The sequence below is a fragment of the Mitsuokella sp. AF33-22 genome (assembly GCF_003475755.1).
Classification (GTDB): domain Bacteria; phylum Bacillota; class Negativicutes; order Selenomonadales; family Selenomonadaceae; genus Mitsuokella.
Map to the genome: position 1 here is coordinate 1 of NZ_QRQA01000017.1, position 20,198 is coordinate 20,198.

The window sequence follows — 20,198 nt, forward strand, 5'->3', positions numbered from 1 at the left end:
TTGCTGGCCCTGACACTCGGGACGAGTCTGCCGGTATATGCCGAAACGGTTAAGGGTCAGATACTGACAAAAGGGGACTGGACGCTGGAGGAACAACTGAAGATGGAAGACAGTAACATCACAGCGGATAAATTTTTCCTGGATGGCAGTAAAATTCCGGATAGCAAAAGCCCTGTAGAAAACAGTCCTGTGGAAAGCATCCAGTCTTCTCTGGAAGGGAAAAACGGCATTGAGATTTCCAATTTGATCGTCCAAGCTCCAACGGGGGAAGGACTCCATGCTTCAATAGATAATGCAGTTGAACTGCAGGGTTCTTCTTGGGCGGCGCCGGTTATTTCCATCAGCGGTGTCACTTCTGATAAAGACAACCCAGCGACGAGTCTTAATGGACTATACACGATGGCGGTAAAAGATGATGTCCATCACAAATATGTGCAGAATCATCTAAAAACAGATTGGCTCCGTGTAAATGGAGTGACCACCGATACGGCACAGCAGGTATACGGTGCTTTTATCGGCGCTGCCGATTTGTCTCCCTATACAGAAGGAGGCAAGACCAATGTGACTGTTGAGAACATTGCCAATACCACGGACAGCTCAGATGGGACTTTGGCTTTTGGACTGGGGAACAATCTGATATTACTTGACTATGACAATCCTGATGAAAAGGGCCAGGACATCCCTTTTGTGGTCACCGGGAAGACTCAGATTCGGAACGTTTCTTCCACCAACGGATCGGCTGTTGGTGCTGTCTTGTATGAAGTTTCCGGCATGGATATGGATGACAGCCACACAGATTTCCATGATCTGGAAATCTTGGATATCCATGGCGGGGATCTGTCCATAGGCCTGTACGGCGGCATGGGTGTGGTCAATGTGGAGAATGCAGACATCAATATGACGGGAAAAGAAAATAAGTATGCCGGGTTGTATACCGCTTCTGTCCCGGATTACCAGTCAGCGACTCTGCAGCAGCTTGCCATTGCAGGACCTTTCTATGGAAAGATTAATTTAAACAATCCCGATGGAAACTATACCATCAATGGCAATGTAATGGCAGACGCAGGGAATCAACTGCTGAAAGATGAAGTAGCATATAAATATTATAAAAATCAATATGAAGATGCTAAAACTAATGAAGGGCAAAGAGAATATGCGAAGGAATCTATGGATAGTCTGGAGCCGACCATTCAATTCCTCAAAGATAAACAATACGGGAGCATCAACATGGACGGCCATTTGAAACTGTACGGGGATGTCTATGCCAAAGATGGAGGCACCGTGAATCTCCATCTTCAGAATGGCAGTTATTTTGAAGGCCAGGCCGATGATTATGCAGATTTTGACGCTGCCGGACAGCTGACTCCCCGGCAGGTGGATGTGTCTTCCGATATGAATAAATCTGCTCTGGGCAAGCTGTACAATTGGAAATGGCAGGACGATTATACCTATGTTACATACGGCGTCCCCCGTCTGAATGCCGGCACCATCAACCTGACCATGGATCCCGGCAGCAAATGGCAGACCCGGGGCAAGAGCTTCATTACCTCGCTGGATTTCAATCATGGCGGTCTCGTGGATACTCGGAAGGGCCATGGAGTATCCGTGAGTATCGGTAAACTTACCGGGGAGGGCGGCACCTTCCTCATGGACTTTTCCAAGGATGCGGCCAAATCCGATATGATTTATGTCAAGGACCTGAGCCAGTCCGGGGTCCAGCACATCCAGGCCTATCTCCAGCCGGATACCAAAGTGGAAGAACTGAAGGGCATCCGCTTTGCCACCACCGGCGGGGATGACTATAAACGGGATCCGGCTGCCAAATTCGATGTGAGCTTGGTCCATAATCAGGGTGTCAACAATATCACTCTGAAAGTGAAAAATGAAAAGTTCAATCCCGATAATACAGCAGTGAACGAAAAATTCAACGGCGGGAAAAATGGTGTGGGTACCTACAAGCCCGGCAACGACTATGTAACAGCTGTCTTCTCCGGTAAAGGTTTTACCAAGGAAGCTCCGGATCAGGATAAAATCTTCCAGGCTTCACAGGAAGGAAAGCAGACCACTGATGATGCAGGGAATCTCCTGCCGGAATACTTGAAGACCGAAACCATCGAAAACCCGGTGAAGGAAGGGACGAACTGGTTTATTGACACAGCGGTGCTCATGCCTTCTGACAGTGGCAAGATTATCAAGAAATCCAGCCAGCTGGACTACACGGATGCTGTCTATGGCATTTATACAGATACGCTGAACAAGCGCCTTGGTGAAGCCCGCTACAGCGCAGACGGCGACGGCATGTGGGCGCGTGTGCGTCATGACCGCCTGGGACGGGAAGCGTTGTACGACGCCCGGAACACGATGACAGAGCTCGGGTATGACTGGACGCGCGCGGAAACGGCTTCCGGCCGGCATATTCAGGGCGCAGCCTTTGATTTGATGAACGGCAGTGCCGATTATAAGGAACTGGATGGCAACAGCGATGTCAAGCGCTACGGTGCCTGGTTCTACGATACGCGACTTGGCAACGATGGCCATTACACGGACCTTGTTGCCAAATACGGCCGCCTGTTCAATAAATTCAACTTGCTGCAGGATAACGGCATGCCGGTGCAGGGCGATTACCACAACAATTATTATTCACTGAGCCTGGAATACGGACGCAAGGTGCCGCTCTCCTCTTCCTGGTACATCGAACCGCAGGCACAGGCCCAGTACACGTATCTGGGCAGCACGGATTACCATACGACGCAGGGATCCCGCGTCCATTTGGCCGGCACGGACAGCTTCATCAGCCGCCTCGGTTTCCGTCTCGGACAGGATATTGGTAAGCAGTCGACGTTCTACATCAGCGCGGACTTCCTGCACGAGTTCCTCGGCAATCAGGACATCTTTGCGCAGGACATGACGGGCAGAATGAACGTCACGGGTCATAATGACGGCAGCTGGTATGATGTAGGACTCGGCCTTACGACGCATCTCAACAAGGATACGTATGCCTTCCTCAATTGTGATAAATCCTTCGGTCCGAAAATCGAACACACCTGGTCCATGGAAGCCGGCATCAACTGGCAGTTCTGACTTTGCCTTACAGCCATGCAGGAAACTTTCTTGCATGGCTTTTTGTGTGTAATAACGTATGGATATCAGGAAATAAAGAATCTTATAACTTATCACAAAAGATGCTTTGCCACTGTTTTGGTGCGGGAAATACTCTGCATACATGTTGGTTTGCAAGATGTGAATTTTAGAGTACAATTAAATTGTGTATGTAGGAGATTTACATGGAGGCAAAGAAAGTCAAATGCATTTGAATGAATTGAATATCGGCGAGAGCGCCGTGGTGCGCTCAGTCGGAGGCGAGGGGGCGCTGCGGCAGCACTTCCTTGATATGGGCGTAATCCCGGGGGCACATATCACGCTGGTGAAGTTTGCGCCGCTCGGGGATCCAATCGAATTTCGCATCCATGATTATGAGCTGACGCTGCGCGTCGATGATGCAAAGAAAATCGTGGTCGAGATGCTCGAGGCGGAGGACCTGCCGCAGCAGAAAAAGGCGGAAATGACGCATGAGCCGACGGATCATCCGGGTCTCGGCGAGGGCGGACGTTACCATGTGCGGCAGGGGGAAAATCCGCTGCCGGAGAATCAGCTGCTGACGTTTGCGCTCGCGGGCAACCAGAACTGCGGCAAGACGACGCTTTTCAACCAGCTGACGGGCTCGAACCAGCATGTCGGCAATTTTCCCGGCGTCACGGTCGATCAGAAGAGCGGCTCGATCCGCAATCACCGCAATACGCTCATCACAGACCTGCCGGGCATCTACTCGATGTCGCCGTATACGGATGAGGAGATTGTTTCGCGTGAATTCATCCTGCGCGAGCAGCCGACGGGTATCATCAACATCGTTGATGCGACGAATATCGAACGCAATCTTTATCTGACGCTGCAGCTTATTGAGCTCGACCGGCCGATGGTGCTCGCGCTCAACATGATGGATGAGCTCACGGGCAACGGCGGCTCGGTCGATATCAACGCGATGGAGTCGCTCTTGGGCATTCCGGTCGTGCCGATTTCGGCGGCCAAGGGCGAGGGCATCGAGGAGCTCGTCGAGCATGCGCTGCATGTGGCGCATTATCAGGAGCAGCCGGGGCGCATGGATTTCTGCGATGCCAACAGCCATCGCGGCGCAGTGCATCGCTGCCTGCACGGCATCATGCATCTCATCGAGGACCATGCAAAGGATGCGCGCATCCCGCTGCGCTTTGCGGCGACAAAGGTCGTCGAGGGTGACCATCGCGTCATCGAGGCGCTGCAGCTCGACCAGAATGAAAAAGAGATGATCGAGCATATCATCTGCCAGATGGAGAAGGAGCGCGGGCTCGACCGCGCGGCAGCCATCGCCGACATGCGGTTTTCTTTCATCGAGAATCTGGTGAACCGCACGGTCCACAAGGCGCACGAGAGCCGCCAGCATGAGCGCAGCCGCCGCATCGACAAGGTGCTGACGGATAAGTATTTGGCCATCCCGTCGTTCGTCGCCATCATGAGCATCGTCTTCTACCTGACGTTCAACGTCATCGGTGCGGGCCTGCAGGACCTCATGGCGGCGGGCATCGGCGCGCTGCAGGATGTGGTGGATGCGGAGCTTTCGGCCTGGCAGGTCAATGCGGCCATCCATTCGCTCGTCATCGACGGCATCTTCACGGGTGTCGGCACGGTGCTCTCGTTCCTGCCAATCATCGTGACGCTCTTCTTCTTCCTGTCGCTGCTGGAGGATACGGGCTACATGGCGCGCATCGCCTTCGTCATGGATAAATGGCTGCGCAAGATCGGCCTTTCGGGCCGCAGCATCGTACCGCTGCTCATCGGTTTCGGCTGCAGTGTGCCGGCCATCATGGCGACGCGCACGCTGCCGTCGGAGCGCGACCGCCGCATGACGATTCTGCTGACGCCTTTTATGAGCTGCTCGGCGAAACTGCCGATTTACGGCCTGCTGATTGCGGCGTTTTTCGGCGATTACGGCGCACTGCCGATGATCATCCTGTATTTTGGCGCGATGTTCGTGGGCATTCTCATCGCGCTTCTCGGCAAGAACAGTATCTTTAAGGGAGAGGCTGTGCCGTTTGTCATGGAGCTGCCGAATTACCGCATGCCGGGCTGGCGCAATGTGGGCCAGCTGCTCTGGGAGAAGTCGAAGGACTTCCTGGAGCGTGCGTTCTCCGTCATCTTTGTCGCGACCATTGTGATCTGGTTCCTCGAGACGTTCAATTTCCGCCTTGACATGGTGACGGACTCTTCGGAGAGCATCCTGGCTTCGGTGGCCGGTTTAATCGCGCCAATCTTTGCGCCGCTTGGCTTCGGTGACTGGCGCATTTCGACGGCGCTGATCTCGGGCTTCATGGCCAAGGAGAGCGTCGTTTCGACGCTGACGGTTCTTTTCGGCACGACATCGCTCAATACGGTGCTGACGCCGCTGACGGCCGCGTCGCTCTTGGCGTTCTGCCTGCTCTACACGCCGTGCGTTGCGGCAATCGCCTCGGTCAAGCGGGAGCTTGGCACGGCCTGGGCCGTCTGGATTGTCGTGTTCCAGTGCATCGTCGCCTGGATCGTTTCGTTCCTCGTCCATACGATCGGTTCGCTGCTTTGATGATTTGCTTTCAGGCAGTTTTATATTATTATGGTATCAAAAAACGCGCCTGTGCCGCATTTGCGGTCACAGGCGCGTTTTTGCGCTTGCACGATCAATCTTCTACGTCACGTGTCTCCAGATAGAAGAAAAACGCGGTGACGAAGACGGCCAGAACGAGCCAGACATAAGACGGAATCATAGAACCTCCTGTCGCTAAAGGCTGGGGGTAGAACGGTAGCGCCTGCTTAAAGATGTCTCTTTAATCATGCTGTAATTCTAAATTACGGGATGTATCTGAAAAACAGATGAAAGAACCGGACTCTATAGCCGACGAAAAATCTTTTTGCTATAATGAAGGGGAAGTATGATTTTTGCTGGAAAGGGTGGTCTTATGTATACGCTTGCAACGGATGAATTTCAGGGCAAGAAGCCGCAAATCCATGAGGAAGCTTTCGTCGCACCGCAGGTCTTCCTGGCCGGCGATGTACGCGTCGGGCGCTTCTCGAGCCTCTGGCCTGGTGTCGTGGCGCGCGGCGATGTCAATTATATCGAGGTCGGCGAATGCTCGAACGTCCAGGATCTCGTCTGCCTGCATGTGGCCGATGAGAATCCCTGCATCATCGGGGATTATGTGACAATCGGCCACGGCGCCGTTGTGCATGGCTGCGAGATTGCGGACCATGTGCTCATCGGCATGAACGCGACGGTGCTGACGGGCGCGAAGATCGGCCGCGGGTCGATCATTGCGGCGGGGGCGCTGGTTCGCGAGAACCAGGTGATCCCCGAGAATTCGCTGGTCGTCGGCGTGCCGGGCAAGGTCGTGCGCACGCAGGACCGCATCGCGACAATCCATGCGCAGGCCATCAAGTATAAATGTGAGTGGGCCATCGCATACGGCGTGAAGCCCGATATCGAGGGCGAGCGCTACCACGGGGAAAAAATCATCTGACGATGACGGCACCCCAGGCTTCGAGCAGCATCGGCATGCGCCAGCGGGCGTTGGCCGGACTCGTCGAGGGCATGGCGTGGAAGTCGATGTCCTGGCGCTTCAAGAGGTCTTTATTGAAGCGCTTGAAGGCCTGGGCGGATTTGCCGCCGTTGAAGCAGATGGTGTGAAGATTTGGATACGTTTGGAGCAGGGCAGTGAAATCATTGCCCTGCTCATTTTGTATGGCGGAGTCGAGGCTGCCGGCGCGCTCGCAGGTGCCGATGGAGTCCCAGAGGGCGATGTGGTGGCGCAGGAGCATCCGGAGCCTTTCGGGATAGGCGGCGGGCAGTGTTTCGCCGAGCAGCGTGGCCATCATGGGCCAGAAGCGGTTCTGGGGGTGGGCGTAGTATTGCTGTTCCTGCAGCGATTTGACGCCGGGCATGGAGCCGAGGATCAGGGTGTGGCAGGCGTCGTCAATGCTCGGCGGAAAGCCGATACAGAGCATCGGGGGTCAGTCCTTTCTTATCGATTGGCGAAGGCGGCCTTGAGGTGTTCGAGGCCGTTTTCGAGAGTCTGCCACGGGCAGGCGATGTTGATGCGCTGGAAGTTGGAGCCGGCGGGGCCGAAGATGTGGCCGCTGTCGAGCCAGAGGTTGGCCTTATGGACAATGATGTCGTCGAGTTCTTCATCGCTGAGGCCGTAGGCGGAGAAGTCGAGCCAGAGGAGGTAGGTGCCTTCGGGTTCGATGAGCTTGACTTTCGGCATGTTTTCCGCGAGGAAGGCCTTCGTTTTCTGGTAGTTCGTCTCGATGTAGGCGAGGAGTTCTTTGAGCCATTCACCGCCGTGCTCGTAGGCGGCCTGGGCGGCGAAGAGTCCGAGGGCGTTGGGCTGGCTGTAGCCGGCGGCGAGGACCTCGGCGCGGAATTTCCGGCGCAGCTTGTCATTCTCGATGAAGATATTCGAGACTTGCAGGCCCGCGAGGTTGAAGGTTTTGGACGGCGAGGTGCAGGTAATCGTGCGCGCGGCGATTCCCGGGGACAGGGAGGCGAGCACCGTATGGCGGAAGCCCGGGCGTACGAATTCATGGTGGATCTCGTCGGCGACGATGAGGACGTCGTGGCGTGCGCAGATCTCAGCGATGCGCAGCAGCTCGTCCTTCGTCCAGACGCGGCCAGCCGGGTTGTGCGGGCTGCAGAGCAGGAAGAGTTTGACGTTGCCGCTCTTGATTTTCTGCTCGAAGTCCGCAAAGTCGATTTCGTAATGGCCGTCCTTCAGGACGAGCGGGCTGTTGACGAGCTGGCGGCCGTTCTGCTCGATGACTTCTGTGAATGGATAGTAGACGGGCTGCTGCAGGAGCACGCCGTCGCCTGGCTTCGTGAAGCAGCGCACGGCAGCGGCCAGGGCGAAGACGACGCCCGGCGTCATGATGAGGGCGCGGGTGCTCGGCGTCCAGCCGTGATGCTCCGTCATCCAGTTCACGATGGTTTCCTTATAGGATTCCTTGGGATCGGTGTAGCCGAAGATGCCGTGCTGGACGCGGCGCGTGAGTTCGTCGATGACGGGCTGCGGCGTGCGGAAGTCCATGTCAGCGACCCAGAACGGCAGGATGTCTTTGGGGTAGCCGCGCTCGACGGCAAAGTCGTATTTGAGGCAGGAGGTGCCGCGGCGGTCGATGATTTCATCAAAATTTATGGTCATGAGGATTCCTCTCTTTCTTTCGGCGGTGGCAATCAGCCGTTCAGCGCCTGGCTGAGGTCAGCGATGAGGTCTTCGGCGTCTTCGATGCCGACGGAAAGGCGCAGCAGGCGGTCGTCAAGTCCCGTGCGCGCCAGGAGTTCCTGCGGCATCTCGGCATGGGTCTGGGCCAGCGGATACGTGAGCAGGCTTTCGACGCCGCCGAGGCTTTCGGCAAAGGCGATGAGGCGGATGCGTTCGAGCATGGCCTTGGCAAGTTCCGGCGTTTTGACCTTGAAGGAGATCATGCTGCCGTTGCCCGTGGCCTGACGCTGCTGGAGCTCATGGCCCGGGTGCGAGGGCAGGCCGACGTAGTAGACGTCCGTGACGTTTTCCTGCGTGGTCAGCCATTCGGCGATCTTCTGGGCATTTTGTTCCTGACGTTCAACGCGGATGCCGAGCGTCTTGATGCTGCGTAGCAGCAGCCACGAATCCATTGGCGAGAGGTTCGGTCCCTCGGATTTGATGAGGAGCTCAAGCTTCTGGCCGTAATCGGCGTTGCGGTCCGCGATGGCGATGACACCGGCGATGATATCGTTGTGGCCGCAGAGGTATTTCGTCGCGCTTTGTACGACGATATCGGCGCCGAGTGTCAGGGGCTTTTGGAAATGCGGCGAGAGGAAGGTGTTGTCGACGGCGAGCAGGGCGTGGTGTGCATGGGCCAGCTTTGCGAGTGCCGCGATGTCGCTGATGCGCATCATCGGGTTCGACGGCGTCTCGATGAAGAGCAGGCGCGTCTTGTCCGTGATCTTTGCTTCCGTGGCAGCGAGGTCGGAGGTGTCGACGTAGTCGCAGGTCAGGCCGTAGGCACTGTAGATGTCGTTGATGAGGCGTACGGTGCCGCCGTAGAGGTCCTCGGAAAGCAGGATGTGATCGCCGGGTTGCAGCAGGTGCAGGGCCATGTTGATGGCGGCCATGCCCGAGGAGAGTGCCCAGGCGCGTTCGCCGCGCTCGAGGCTGGCGAGCGTGAGCTCGAGTTCATGGCGCGTCGGGTTGTCGACGCGGCCGTAGTCGTAGCCGGTGCTCTGCTTGAAGCCGGGGTGGCGGTAGGTGGCCGAGAGGTAGATGGGATCGCTGATGGCGCCGGTCGCATCATACTGATGACAGCCGTGTACTTCGAGGGAAAAATCTTTCATGATGTGCTCCTTTTCGCTGGATATCCGTTTGCATATTAAACAAGTATGAAATGTTAGCTATATTATAAGGGCTTGGAAAGGAGATGTCAATTGCGGTTTTGGCATTTCAGCAGGGCAGGGGTACGAGGGAGCGTGCGCCCTTTTCCGCCCGGAAATTCGCGCTCGTGAGATCGGTGAGCTCTGTCAGCCGCGCTTCGACGTCCTCGGGCGGCACCAGCAGATGCAGTGTGACCGCTTCACCGTAATCGCTCTCGCCGTGGCGGATCTCCTGCTGGCGCAGCCAGTGCTCGACCGTGGCGAGCAGATCGTAGCCGACGGTGACGGCGATTTCCTGGAACGGCGTCATGGCGATGCGCGTCGCGGCCTCGATGCCGAGTACGGCTGCGTGGCCGTAGGCGCGGATGAGCCCGCCGGCGCCGAGTTTGATGCCGCCGAAATAGCGCGTGACGACGATGACGACGTCGGTCAGCTCGTTCTTCTTGATGGCTTCGAGGATGGGGTTGCCGGCCGTGCCGCCTGGCTCGCCGTCGTCGTTTGATTTCTGCTTGTCGCCGCGAGGCCCGAGTACCCAGGCTGAACAGTTGTGGCGCGCATCGAAATACTTCTTTTTCATGGCCTGCACGAATTCCCGTGCTTCTTCCTCCGTCTCGACGTGGCGCAGGTGCGTGATGAATTTGGATTTCTGGATTTCGTAATTCGTGACGAGCGAGTCGTCTGTTTCCTGTATGGTACGATATGCTTGCATACGGCACTTCCTTTCGTTGTCATTTTCTACATTATTATAGTATGAAATGCCTCAAAATGTATAGGGCGGCCCATGGGAAGCGTTTTCTTAAAATTTAATTTCCTCAGCTATGGTAATTCGATTCGTTTTGTAGTATCCTTTAGTAGAAATAATGGAAGTGTCGCGGATGGCATTGCTATACAAATCACAGATCGAAGCGGCACTGGGAAGGTTGTGTTATTAAGGTCATGAACGAGTCGAAAATGAACAGAGGGCTGAAAAATCGTCATTTGCAGCTGATTTCCCTCGGCGGAGTCATCGGCAGTGGCTATTTTCTCGGTACGGGGTATGTCCTCGAAAAAGCAGGCCCAGCTGCGATACTTGCGTATCTTCTGGGTGGCGTCATCGTATTGTGCGTCATGCTTTGCCTGGCGGAACTGGCTGTCGATAAGCCGGTTTCGGGTTCTTTTGTCACGTACGCAAAGGAGCATATTTCCCCGACTTGGGCGTGTGGAGTGGGCTGGGCCTACTGGACGACCTGGGTGGCGTACGTTCCGTCGGAGATGATTGCCGCTGGCATCATCATGAATCATTTCTTGCCGGAAGTCAGTCAGCTCTGGTGGGCTGTCTTCTTCGGACTCCTGGTGACAATCCTGAATCTGTTTCATGTCGACAAGTTCGGCGAGAGCGAGTTTTGGTTATCCCTGATCAAGATCATAGCACTCGGTGCGTTCAGCATCGTGGCGGGCCTCATCTGTCTTGGCCTCATCGGTGATCAGGGGTACATCGGTACGAAAGTCCTGCTCGGAGGCGGCGGCTTTGCACCGAATGGCTACTGGTCCATCGTGCTGACCATGGTCATCATCCTCGTCAATTTCCAGGGAACGGAAATTATCGGCCTGGCAGCCGGGGAATGCGAGAAACCGGAAAAGAGCATCCCGATTGCCGTGCGCAATGTGACGTGGCGCATCATCGCGCTCTACATCATCCCGATTTCCCTCCTGATTTCGATTTTGCCATGGGATCAGGCTTCTCTGGAGGAAAGCGTCTTTGCAGCCGCTGTCTCGCAGTATGGCTTTACGCACTTCGGTGCATTCTTCGCGTTCGTCATCCTGACGGCCGCTATCTCATGCTCGAATTCGGGCCTTTACGGTGCCGCACGGGCCCTGCATGCGCTGGCCCGCATGGATATGGCGCCGCACACGCTCGGTCACATCAACAAGAACGGCATGCCGTCGCGTTCCATCCTCGTTTCGATTTGTGCCTGCTGGGCCGTCATCCTGCTCTATTCGTTCAATCCGGATTCGGCGCTTTACACGTATCTGCTCGCGGTTTCGGGCTTTACGGGCGCCATTGCCTGGATTTCAATTTGCTGGAGCCAGTACCGCAGCCGCAAGCAGCGCATCGCTGCAGGAACAGTGGGCAAGCTTCGCTATAAGACGCCGTTCTTTCCGTACGTGACGCTCTTTGGCATCTGGGCGCAGGTATTCTGCCTCGTCGTCATGGTCTTTGATCCGGATCTCCGGGAATCGCTTTATGCCGGCCTGCCGATGCTCCTGATCCCGATGGCCTGCTATCGTCTGCGCCAGCGCCGCCGTGCGGCCAGTGCAGCCCGGGTATTCCACTGAAAACAGTTTACGCTTTCATGACAAGCGAGCAGCAGCTTGAATTCTTCTTGGATTCGGGCTGCTGTTTTTATTTTATGATTGTTATCTTTAACTTTAAAAAGATATAACATTTATTGACATAGATAAATCCTTTTCATATAATAAAAACAGTTTGAGGCTTAAAATGCTCGGTTTTATTAATTGGTCAGTTGGGAATAGGGGATGACGGTTTTGTATCCAATGAAATTGCAGGCACCGCTCAAGGACTATATCTGGGGCGGCACGAAACTCAAGACGGATTATGGCAAGCAGACGGATCTCGACAAGGTGTCGGAATCGTGGGAGCTCGCCTGCCACAAGGACGGCATGAGCATCATCGCGAATGGCCCGGAGAAGGGCCGCACGCTCAAGTCGTATCTCGATGAGGCCGGTCCGGCGGTGCTCGGCGAGCATGCAAAGAAGTTCCCGTATTTCCCGCTGCTCATCAAGCTCATCGATGCCAAGGACAATCTCTCGGTGCAGGTGCATCCGGACAACGGCTATGCGATGCGCGTCGAAGGCGAGTTTGGCAAGACCGAAATGTGGTACATCGTCGACTGCGAGCCGGGTGCAACGCTTATTTATGGCTTCAAGCACGAGATCTCGAAGGAAGAGTTTGAGCGCCGCATTGCCGATAATACGCTGCTGGAGGTCTGCAATCAGGTGCCGGTGCACAAGGGCGATGTCTTCTTCATCGCGTCGGGGACGCTGCATGCCATCGGCAAGGGAATCATCATCTGCGAGATTCAGCAGAATTCAAATACGACATACCGTGTCTACGATTACGGTCGTGTCGGCAAGGATGGCAGGCCGCGCGAGCTTCACGTCAGGAAGGCCATCGATGTCACGAGTCTTGAGCCCGTCAGGGAGCGGCCGCAGCTTGAGGCTGTCATCGATATATTTGCGGATACAAAAGCACGTCTGCTGGCTTCGTGCGAGTATTTCACGGTGTACGAGCTCGAGGTGGACGGCACGAGCCATCTGACGGCAGGCAGGGATTCGTTCCAGAGCTTCACGGTGCTTGACGGCGAAGTGACACTAAAGGCCGGCGCGGCGGAGCTGAGCTTCAAAAAGGGCGAATCGTCGTTCCTGCCCGCAGGTCTTGGCGCCTACACGCTTTCCGGCAAGGCCATCCTGATCCTGAGCAAGGTCTGAACCCTGGGGCCGATGGCCGTTGCTGCTTGCTGGACAGATGACAGAGAAAAGAAAAAGGCTGACTGCAGCTTCTGGCGCAGTCAGCCTTTTCAAACGTAGTAAAAAGGGATGAGGGTATGATTAAATATCAGGAAATCGCAAAGGATTTGCGAAAAAAAATCCAGACGGGCATCTATAAATCCGGCGCGCAGCTCGCCTTGGAGCGGGAGATGTGCGAGCATTACGGTGTCAGCCGCATTACCATAAAGAAGGCTGTTGATGAGCTCGTCAAGGAAGGGCTGGTCGTGAAGAGACGCGGCGCTGGCACTTTTGTCAAAGGCCTAGCACATGAGGATGTCTGTGAAATCAGCATGGCAGACCATTTTTCCGGGTTTTCCAAGAGTTTTGCCGGTCATGATGTCACGACAGAAATCGTGCGCTTTGATATCATTCATCCGGAGCCTGAGACTGCGTCAAAACTTTGCATTGCGACGGATGATTTTGTCTATGATATTGTGCGCTTGCGTCGGCTGGACGGACGCCCTGTCGTAGTTGAGTACACGCAGATGCCGATCGAGCTCATTCCTGGAATCAAGCGGGATATCCTCGAGCACTCGATTTATCAGTACATCGAGCAGCATCTTCATTTCCGGATTCAGTCAGCGCATCGCCTGATTCGTGCACTGCTGCCGACTGGGCAGGAGGAAGAACTGCTTGACATCGAGCATGGCAGCCTGCCCATCCTGGAGGTTGAGCAGATCGCATTCCTTGATGACGGCCGCGCATTTGCCTACTCCCGGATTCACCATCGCGGTGACGAGCAGGCATTCCGTGTCATCAGCATTCGCTGAGCTGCAGCGGATGCGACGTCTTTGACCTCATGATGGATTTTCTTCCTGTGTGTGTGTTGCCCCGTCCTGCTCATCGGGCAGGGAGAGGTAGCTGCGGATGGCGGCAATCTCGTCGGCGATGAAGAGGCCGGCGGGGGATTCGCGGATCATGACGGCCTGGAGCTGGCGGCTCTGTTCTTCCTGGTCGTCGCTGCGCAGGTTCGCGGGGTCCGCGGCGGCCCGTGTCAGGGCGATGGCGCGGTGCTGGGCTTCGGCGTATTCATGGGTCTTGCGGACAACTTCGGTGACTTCATCGTAGCAGGAGTCGTTGAGCGAGAGCGGCGGCGTGTGCTTTTCAATGCGGTCTGCCAGCTGCTGGCTGTCCTGTTCGAGCTGGGAGAGGCGCAGGTAGGTCGTCTGGATGCTGATGTTGTCTTCCTTGAAGTTCTCGAGGATTTGATGGTACCACTGCCAGTTGTGGTCAAGGCTGTCAATGTCTTTCTGGTAGCTTTCGTACCAGTCGGCGAAGGTCTGCTGCTGTTCCATCAGGGCGTAGCGTTCCTCGGGGCTCATGGTGTTCTCGGCATGGTGCCGGGTGCTGGGCCAGGCGAAGAAGACGACGGCGCTCGCGAGGCAGAGCACGACGAAGAAGCAGAAGAATACCTTGCGGCTCGGGATGTAATGATAGAGCAGGGCCAGCAGGATGACGGCGACGATAGCGCCGATGAGCAGAAGCATGAAGTTTCCCTCCTAAATACATTTCATACATTGTACATGTTCCTATTCTATCATAAAGTATGCGGCAGGGACAGGGCAGCCCTTGCGGGATGGGGTGGAAAGGGATATACTGTTGTTCATCAAGGATGTGATAGATTGAAACGTAAATTTCTCAGCAATTTCTGGCAGTTGTTCCGCGGCTATTGGAGCTCGGAACAGAAGTGGAAGGCTCGTGGCCTCCTGGCCTTCGTCATCGTCTTGAATTTTGCTTCGGTGTATCTGCTCGTACGGCTCAACAGCTGGTATAATGTCTTTTACAATGCGCTGCAGCAGTATCAGTCGGAATCATTCTGGCCGCTCATCGGCGAGTTCACGGGGCTGGCTTTCCTGTATATCATCCTGGCTGTTTATGCCATTTACCTGCGGCAGATGCTGCAGATCAAATGGCGTACGTGGATGACAGACCGTTACATCGGCCGCTGGATGAAGAATCAGGTCTATTATCGCCTGCAGGTTTTAAAGAGCGATACGGATAACCCCGATCAGCGAATCAGCGAGGATATCAATCAGTTCGTCTCGCTGACGCTGCAGCTCCTGCTGGGTTTTCTCAAGCAGCTCACGACGCTCGGTGCGTTCGGCGTCGTGCTCTGGAATCTTTCCGGTGCCTTCACGGTGCCAATCGGCGGCCATGAGTTCGTGATCTATGGCTACATGTTCTGGTTCTCGCTGCTCTACGCCGTGCTCGGCACCGTGGGCGTGCACTTCGTCGGCCGCCGTCTCATCGGGCTCAATTTCGACCAGCAGCGCTTCGAGGCGGATTTCCGTTTTGACATGATGCGCGTGCGCGAGAACAGCGAGAGCATCGCGTTTTACCGCGGCGAGCAGCCGGAGTCCGCGGGCTTCGCGGAGCGCTTTGCGAGGGTCATCGAGAATTACTGGCACCTCATGCGTCAGACGAAGCTCCTGAATTTCTACGTCAACGGCTACGGCCAGCTGGCCATCATCGTGCCGCTCGTCATGGCCGCGCCGCAGTATTTTGCCGGCGTCATGACGCTCGGCGGCCTGATGCAGACGGCTTCGGCGTTCGGGCGCGTGCAGGATGCGCTCTCGTACTTCGTCACGGCATACGATACCATCGCTCAGCTCGCAGCCGTCATCCATCGTCTTTCGGGCTTTACGCATCATATGGATGAGGTTGCCTCGCTCAAGAGCGATATCGTTTATGCACAGGGGGAGGATTCCGATCTCGTGCTGAAGGATCTGGCGGTTAGCCTGCCCGACGGGCGCACGCTCCTGCGCGACTGCAATGTGGAACTGCCGGCCGGCAGCCGCCTGCTCATCACGGGAGCTTCGGGCTGCGGCAAGAGCACGCTGCTGCGCACGATGGCCGGCATCTGGCCGTATGGCAGCGGCAAGCTTGCGGTCAAGAAAGGCAGCCGCGTCCTGTTCCTGCCACAGCGTCCGTATCTGCCGCTCGGCAGCCTGCGCCGCGCGCTCTATTATCCCCTGAGCGCTTCGGGCCCGGAGAAACGTCTCCAGGAGGTCCTGCGCAAGGTCGAGCTCGCCCCGCTCATTGACCGGCTGGACGATGTCGATGACTGGAGCCGCATCCTGTCGCTCGGCGAACAGCAGCGTCTGGCCTTTGCGCGCGTGCTGCTCGTGCGTCCCGACTGGGTATTCCTCGACGAGGCGACCTCGGCCCTCGACGAGCCGCGCGAGCAGGAGATGTACGAGCTCCTGCGCCGTGAGCTCCCGCAGATGGGCATCGTCAGTGTCGGCCACCGTTCGACGCTCTTTGCCCAGCATCAGGAGGAGCTGCACCTCTCGGGTGATGGCAGCTGGCGCGTGGTGCCGGTCGTCTGATTTTGTAGTCTTTTATTCTCATAGCTATACAGATATGCACAACTTTGTCCACAGAGTTGTGCATATTTTTTTATGTGTTTTTATAGGGAAAGAAGAAAAAAGATAAATTAAAGATAAATAAAGAATAAAACAATAAAAATATCTTTACTTATGTGGATTATTGTGGTAGTATAAAAGCATAGAAACAGACAAGAATAAAGGTTAATAAAGGAAAAGAAAGAAAAACCGGAAGGGCTGGGAAGTATGTCAGGACAAACGTGTTATCTGGCCATTGATATCGGGGCCTCAAGCGGCCGCCATATCCTCGGCTGGATGGATAAAGGAAAGATGCGGATCGAGGAGATTTACCGCTTCGAGAATAAGCTGGTCAAACAGAATGGCCACCTCTGCTGGGATCTGGATCACCTCTTTCATGAAGTGGTTGCCGGACTCCGGAAATGCAAGGAACTCAACCGCGTGCCGGCAAGCGTCGGCATCGATACCTGGGGCGTCGATTTCGTCCTGCTCGACAGGAACGGCAACGTCATCGGCAATACCGTCGCATATCGCGACAGCCGCACGAAGGGCATGGATGCGGAGGTCTACAAGGTCATACCAGAGACCAAGCTCTACGGCCGCAACGGCATCCAGAAACAGCTGTTCAATTCGATTTACCAGCTCATGGCCATCAAGCAGGAGACGCCGCAGGCACTCGAGAAGGCCGAACGCTTCCTGATGATACCGGAATACCTCAATTACCGGCTGACGGGCGTGGCGATGAACGAGTACACGAATGCGACGACGTCGCAGCTCGTCAATGCCCAGACGCAGGATTGGGATTACGAACTACTGGAGATGCTGGGGCTGCCGACAAAGATTTTTGGCGAGCTCAACATGCCGAAGACGCTCGTCGGACCGCTTTCAAGCGAGATGGCCGAGCGCGTTGGCTTCCAGACGAACGTGGTCCTGCCGGCCACGCATGATACGGGCTCTGCCGTCATGGCCGTGCCGACGAATTCCGATGACAGCATTTATCTGAGCTCCGGCACGTGGTCGCTGATGGGCATCGAGCGGCTGATCCCGGACTGCACGGAGACGAGCCGGCAGCACAATTTTACCAATGAAGGCGGCTATCATCACCGCTACCGCTACCTCAAGAACATCATGGGCATGTGGATGATGCAGAACCTGCGCCGTGAGTTCAAGCACAAGTACACCTTCGAGGAGCTTTACGAGTTGGCGCATATCGGACGCTATTTCACCTCGACGGTCAACGTCAACGATGAGAGCTTCCTGGCGCCGGAGAGCATGATCCGTGCCGTGCAGGCTTACTGCGAGAAGACCGGTCAGGAGAAGCCGGAAACGGAATGTGAACTGCTCTACTGCATCTACAAGAGCCTGGCCAACTGCTATGCCGAGACGGTATCGGAGATTCAGGAGGTCACGGGCCGCGTGTTCGATACGATCCATGTGGTCGGCGGCGGCTGCCAGGACAAATTCCTCAATCACCTGCTCGTGGAGACGACAGGGAAGGAGGTCTACGCCGGCCCGGTCGAAGCAACGGCCATCGGCAATCTCATGGCGCAGATGCTGCGGGACAAGGTGTTCAAGGATCTGCCGGCTGCGCGCCAGGTGGTCGCAAAATCGTTTGATGTCAAGCGTGTGGAATAAGATACCTTGAAAAATCAGAATCTTGCAAAGCAAATGAACTGACAGAATGAATGAAACAGAACAGGAATTACGGGGGGTTATCGTTATGTCGAGATATGAAGAAGCAAAGGAAGCGTACGCAGCCGTCGGCGTTGATGTGGAAGCGGCACTGAAGAAGCTGCAGGGTGTGCGCATCTCGATGCACTGCTGGCAGGGCGATGATGTGCTGGGCTTTGACTCGGATGCCCTGACGGGCGGCATTGCCACGACGGGCAATTATCCGGGCCGTGCACGCAATCCGGAAGAGCTCATGGCGGATATCCGCAAGGCTTATTCACTGATCCCGGGCAAGCATAAGCTCAACCTGCACGCTTCGTACCGCATCACGGATGAGAAGGTCGACCGCGACAAGATCGAGCCGAAACATTTCAAGGCCTGGGTCGACTTTGCAAAGGAAGAGGGCATCGGCCTAGACTTCAACCCGACGTTCTTCAGCCACAAGAATGTCAAGGACAATCTGACGCTCTCAAGCCCGGATAAAGATATCCGCGATTTCTGGATTGCTCATGGCAAGGCCTGCCGCAAAATCGCCAATTACTTCGGCGAGGAACTCGGCATCACGGCGCTCGACAACATCTGGATCCCCGATGGCATGAAGGATGTGCCGGCTGACCGCATCGGACCGCGTGCGCGCCTCAAGGAATCACTCGATGAGATCCTGTCCGTCAAGTATGACCGCAAGAATATCGCGGATTCCGTCGAGGGCAAGGTCTTCGGCATCGGCGTTGAGTCCTACACGGTTGGTTCCCATGAATTCTACATGAATTACGCCGCGAAGAACGGACTCATGTGCCTGCTCGATACGGGCCATTATCATCCGACCGAGGTTGTCTCCGACAAGATTTCCTCGATGCTGCTCTTCAACGACAGCCTGGCCCTGCACGTCAGCCGTCCGGTGCGTTGGGACAGCGACCACGTCATCAAGCTCGACGACGAGCTCAAGGAACTGGCGACGGAGCTCGTGCGCTGCAATGCCCTCGACAAGGTCTTCATCGGCCTCGATTTCTTCGATGCCAGCATCAACCGCATCACGGCCTGGGTCATCGGCATGCGCAACATGCAGAAGGCCCTGCTCTACGGCCTCTTGACGCCGAACAAGGAACTCAAGGCCGCACAGGATGCAGCTGACTTCACGAGAGTCCTGCAGGGCCTCGAGGAAATCAAGACGCTGCCGTTCGGCGATGTCTGGGCTGAGTTCTGCCAGCGCAACGATGTGCCGGCAGATGGCAAGTGGTACCCAATCGTCAAGGAATATGAGAAAGACGTTCTTTTCAAGAGATAAAGATCTTGGCAATCCTTAGCAATCACAAGTGAGGTAATCAACATGGACATTCTGGAATCAAATTTCATGGAGGGCTTCAAGCGCCTGACGGCTGATGCTTTTCAGAAGGGCTGGCATGAGCGCAATGGCGGTAACCTGACGTACCGCGTCAAACCCGAGGAAGTCGAAGCCGTCAGGGAGTCGCTGCATGAGGTCAGGGAATGGCAGCCCATCGGCAACACCGTGCCGGGGCTGGCCGGTGAATACTTCCTCGTCACGGGCAGCGGCAAGTACATGCGCAATGTCGCGCTGGCTCCCGAGGAGAATGTGGCACTCATCAAAATCGATGAAAAGGGCGAGAAGTACGGCATCGTCTGGGGCCTCGTCAACGGCGGACGCCCGACGAGCGAGCTGCCGACACATCTTGCGGCGCATGAGCTCAAGAAAAAGATGACGAACGGCCGGAACCGCATCATCTACCATGCGCACCCGACGAATCTCATCGCGCTGACCTTCGTGCTGCCGCTCAAGGACAAGGAGTTCACGCGTGAGCTCTGGGAGATGGCAACCGAAGACCCCGTCATCTTCCCGGAAGGCATCGGCGTCGTACCGTGGATGGTTCCGGGCGGCAAGGAGATTGCCGATGCTTCGGTCAAACTCATGGAAAAGTATCGCGTCATCGTCTGGGCTCATCACGGCCTGTTCGTCTGCGGCGATGACTTCGACGAGGCCTTCGGCCTCATGGATACCGTCGAGAAGGCTTCCGAGATCTGCGTGAAGGTGCTCTCGATGGGTGGCAAGAAACAGACCATCCCGCGCCAGGGCTTCCTGGATCTCGCACGGGACTTCAAGATTGATCTCAATACGGATCTCCTGGACTGACCCGTATATCCGACCGATATCA

The 20,198-nt window shown here is 55.9% G+C and carries 15 protein-coding genes; 10 read left to right on the top strand and 5 right to left on the bottom strand.

Going from position 1 to position 20,198, the window contains the following annotated elements; all coding sequences use genetic code 11:
- Positions 1-102 precede the first annotated feature (102 nt).
- The 3 genes from DWZ54_RS10490 to DWZ54_RS10500 all read left to right on the top strand — a co-directional run bounded on the left by DWZ54_RS10490 (position 103) and on the right by DWZ54_RS10500 (position 6,581).
- The gene (locus DWZ54_RS10490; protein ID WP_233541687.1) at positions 103-3,081 is read left to right on the top strand and encodes an autotransporter outer membrane beta-barrel domain-containing protein; all 2,979 of its coding nucleotides are present in this window, start codon (positions 103-105) and stop codon (positions 3,079-3,081) included.
- 223 nt (positions 3,082-3,304) lie between these two features.
- Positions 3,305-5,650, top strand: coding sequence for a ferrous iron transport protein B (feoB, locus tag DWZ54_RS10495; RefSeq protein WP_118476158.1), 2,346 nt, complete (start codon positions 3,305-3,307; stop codon positions 5,648-5,650).
- 373 nt (positions 5,651-6,023) lie between these two features.
- The gene (locus tag DWZ54_RS10500; RefSeq protein WP_118015626.1) at positions 6,024-6,581 is read left to right on the top strand and encodes a gamma carbonic anhydrase family protein; all 558 of its coding nucleotides are present in this window, start codon (positions 6,024-6,026) and stop codon (positions 6,579-6,581) included.
- Here DWZ54_RS10500 and DWZ54_RS10505 read toward each other — a convergent pair.
- The 4 genes from DWZ54_RS10505 to DWZ54_RS10520 all read right to left on the bottom strand — a co-directional run bounded on the left by DWZ54_RS10505 (position 6,574) and on the right by DWZ54_RS10520 (position 10,175).
- A complete protein-coding gene (locus DWZ54_RS10505) occupies positions 6,574-7,065 on the bottom strand; it encodes a DNA-deoxyinosine glycosylase (protein WP_118476160.1) in 492 nt (163 codons plus the stop codon). The two genes, DWZ54_RS10500 and DWZ54_RS10505, sit on opposite strands and share 8 nt — an antisense overlap.
- 17 nt (positions 7,066-7,082) lie before the next feature.
- Positions 7,083-8,258 (bottom strand): MalY/PatB family protein, encoded by a 1,176-nt coding sequence (locus tag DWZ54_RS10510; protein WP_118476162.1) that lies wholly within the window; start codon positions 8,256-8,258, stop codon positions 7,083-7,085.
- A 32-nt stretch (positions 8,259-8,290) separates the two neighbouring features.
- Positions 8,291-9,430: a PLP-dependent aspartate aminotransferase family protein gene (locus DWZ54_RS10515; RefSeq protein WP_118476164.1), complete on the bottom strand. Its 1,140-nt coding sequence runs from the start codon at positions 9,428-9,430 to the stop codon at positions 8,291-8,293.
- A gap of 106 nt (positions 9,431-9,536) precedes the next feature.
- Positions 9,537-10,175 carry a YigZ family protein gene (locus tag DWZ54_RS10520; RefSeq protein ID WP_118476165.1) on the bottom strand — a complete coding sequence of 213 codons (639 nt, stop codon included), beginning with the start codon at positions 10,173-10,175 and terminating at the stop codon, positions 9,537-9,539.
- A 227-nt stretch (positions 10,176-10,402) separates the two neighbouring features.
- Between DWZ54_RS10520 and DWZ54_RS10525 the strand changes: the two genes are divergently transcribed.
- The 3 genes from DWZ54_RS10525 (at position 10,403) to DWZ54_RS10535 (ending at position 13,785) form a co-directional block, all read left to right on the top strand.
- The gene (locus DWZ54_RS10525; protein WP_118476167.1) at positions 10,403-11,782 is read left to right on the top strand and encodes an amino acid permease; all 1,380 of its coding nucleotides are present in this window, start codon (positions 10,403-10,405) and stop codon (positions 11,780-11,782) included.
- A 219-nt stretch (positions 11,783-12,001) separates the two neighbouring features.
- On the top strand, positions 12,002-12,955 hold the full coding sequence (locus DWZ54_RS10530; protein WP_199663359.1) for a type I phosphomannose isomerase catalytic subunit: 954 nt from the start codon (positions 12,002-12,004) through the stop codon (positions 12,953-12,955).
- A 116-nt stretch (positions 12,956-13,071) separates the two neighbouring features.
- A complete protein-coding gene (locus DWZ54_RS10535) occupies positions 13,072-13,785 on the top strand; it encodes a GntR family transcriptional regulator (protein ID WP_118476171.1) in 714 nt (237 codons plus the stop codon).
- A 27-nt stretch (positions 13,786-13,812) separates the two neighbouring features.
- On the opposite strand, the gene DWZ54_RS10540 is transcribed toward DWZ54_RS10535, so the two are convergent.
- Positions 13,813-14,502 carry a sulfite exporter TauE/SafE family protein gene (locus DWZ54_RS10540; RefSeq protein ID WP_118476173.1) on the bottom strand — a complete coding sequence of 230 codons (690 nt, stop codon included), beginning with the start codon at positions 14,500-14,502 and terminating at the stop codon, positions 13,813-13,815.
- 135 nt (positions 14,503-14,637) lie between these two features.
- Here DWZ54_RS10540 and DWZ54_RS10545 point away from each other — a divergent pair, with 135 nt between their 5' ends.
- The 4 genes from DWZ54_RS10545 (at position 14,638) to rhaD (ending at position 20,176) form a co-directional block, all read left to right on the top strand.
- On the top strand, positions 14,638-16,344 hold the full coding sequence (locus DWZ54_RS10545; RefSeq protein ID WP_233541688.1) for an ABC transporter ATP-binding protein/permease: 1,707 nt from the start codon (positions 14,638-14,640) through the stop codon (positions 16,342-16,344).
- 243 nt (positions 16,345-16,587) lie between these two features.
- A complete protein-coding gene (rhaB, locus tag DWZ54_RS10550) occupies positions 16,588-17,994 on the top strand; it encodes a rhamnulokinase (RefSeq protein WP_118476177.1) in 1,407 nt (468 codons plus the stop codon).
- 85 nt (positions 17,995-18,079) lie between these two features.
- Entirely contained in the window at positions 18,080-19,315 is a 1,236-nt protein-coding gene (locus tag DWZ54_RS10555; protein WP_199663354.1) for an L-rhamnose isomerase, read from the top strand.
- A gap of 42 nt (positions 19,316-19,357) precedes the next feature.
- Positions 19,358-20,176: a rhamnulose-1-phosphate aldolase gene (rhaD, locus tag DWZ54_RS10560; RefSeq protein WP_118015614.1), complete on the top strand. Its 819-nt coding sequence runs from the start codon at positions 19,358-19,360 to the stop codon at positions 20,174-20,176.
- The last annotated feature ends 22 nt before the right edge of the window (positions 20,177-20,198 follow it).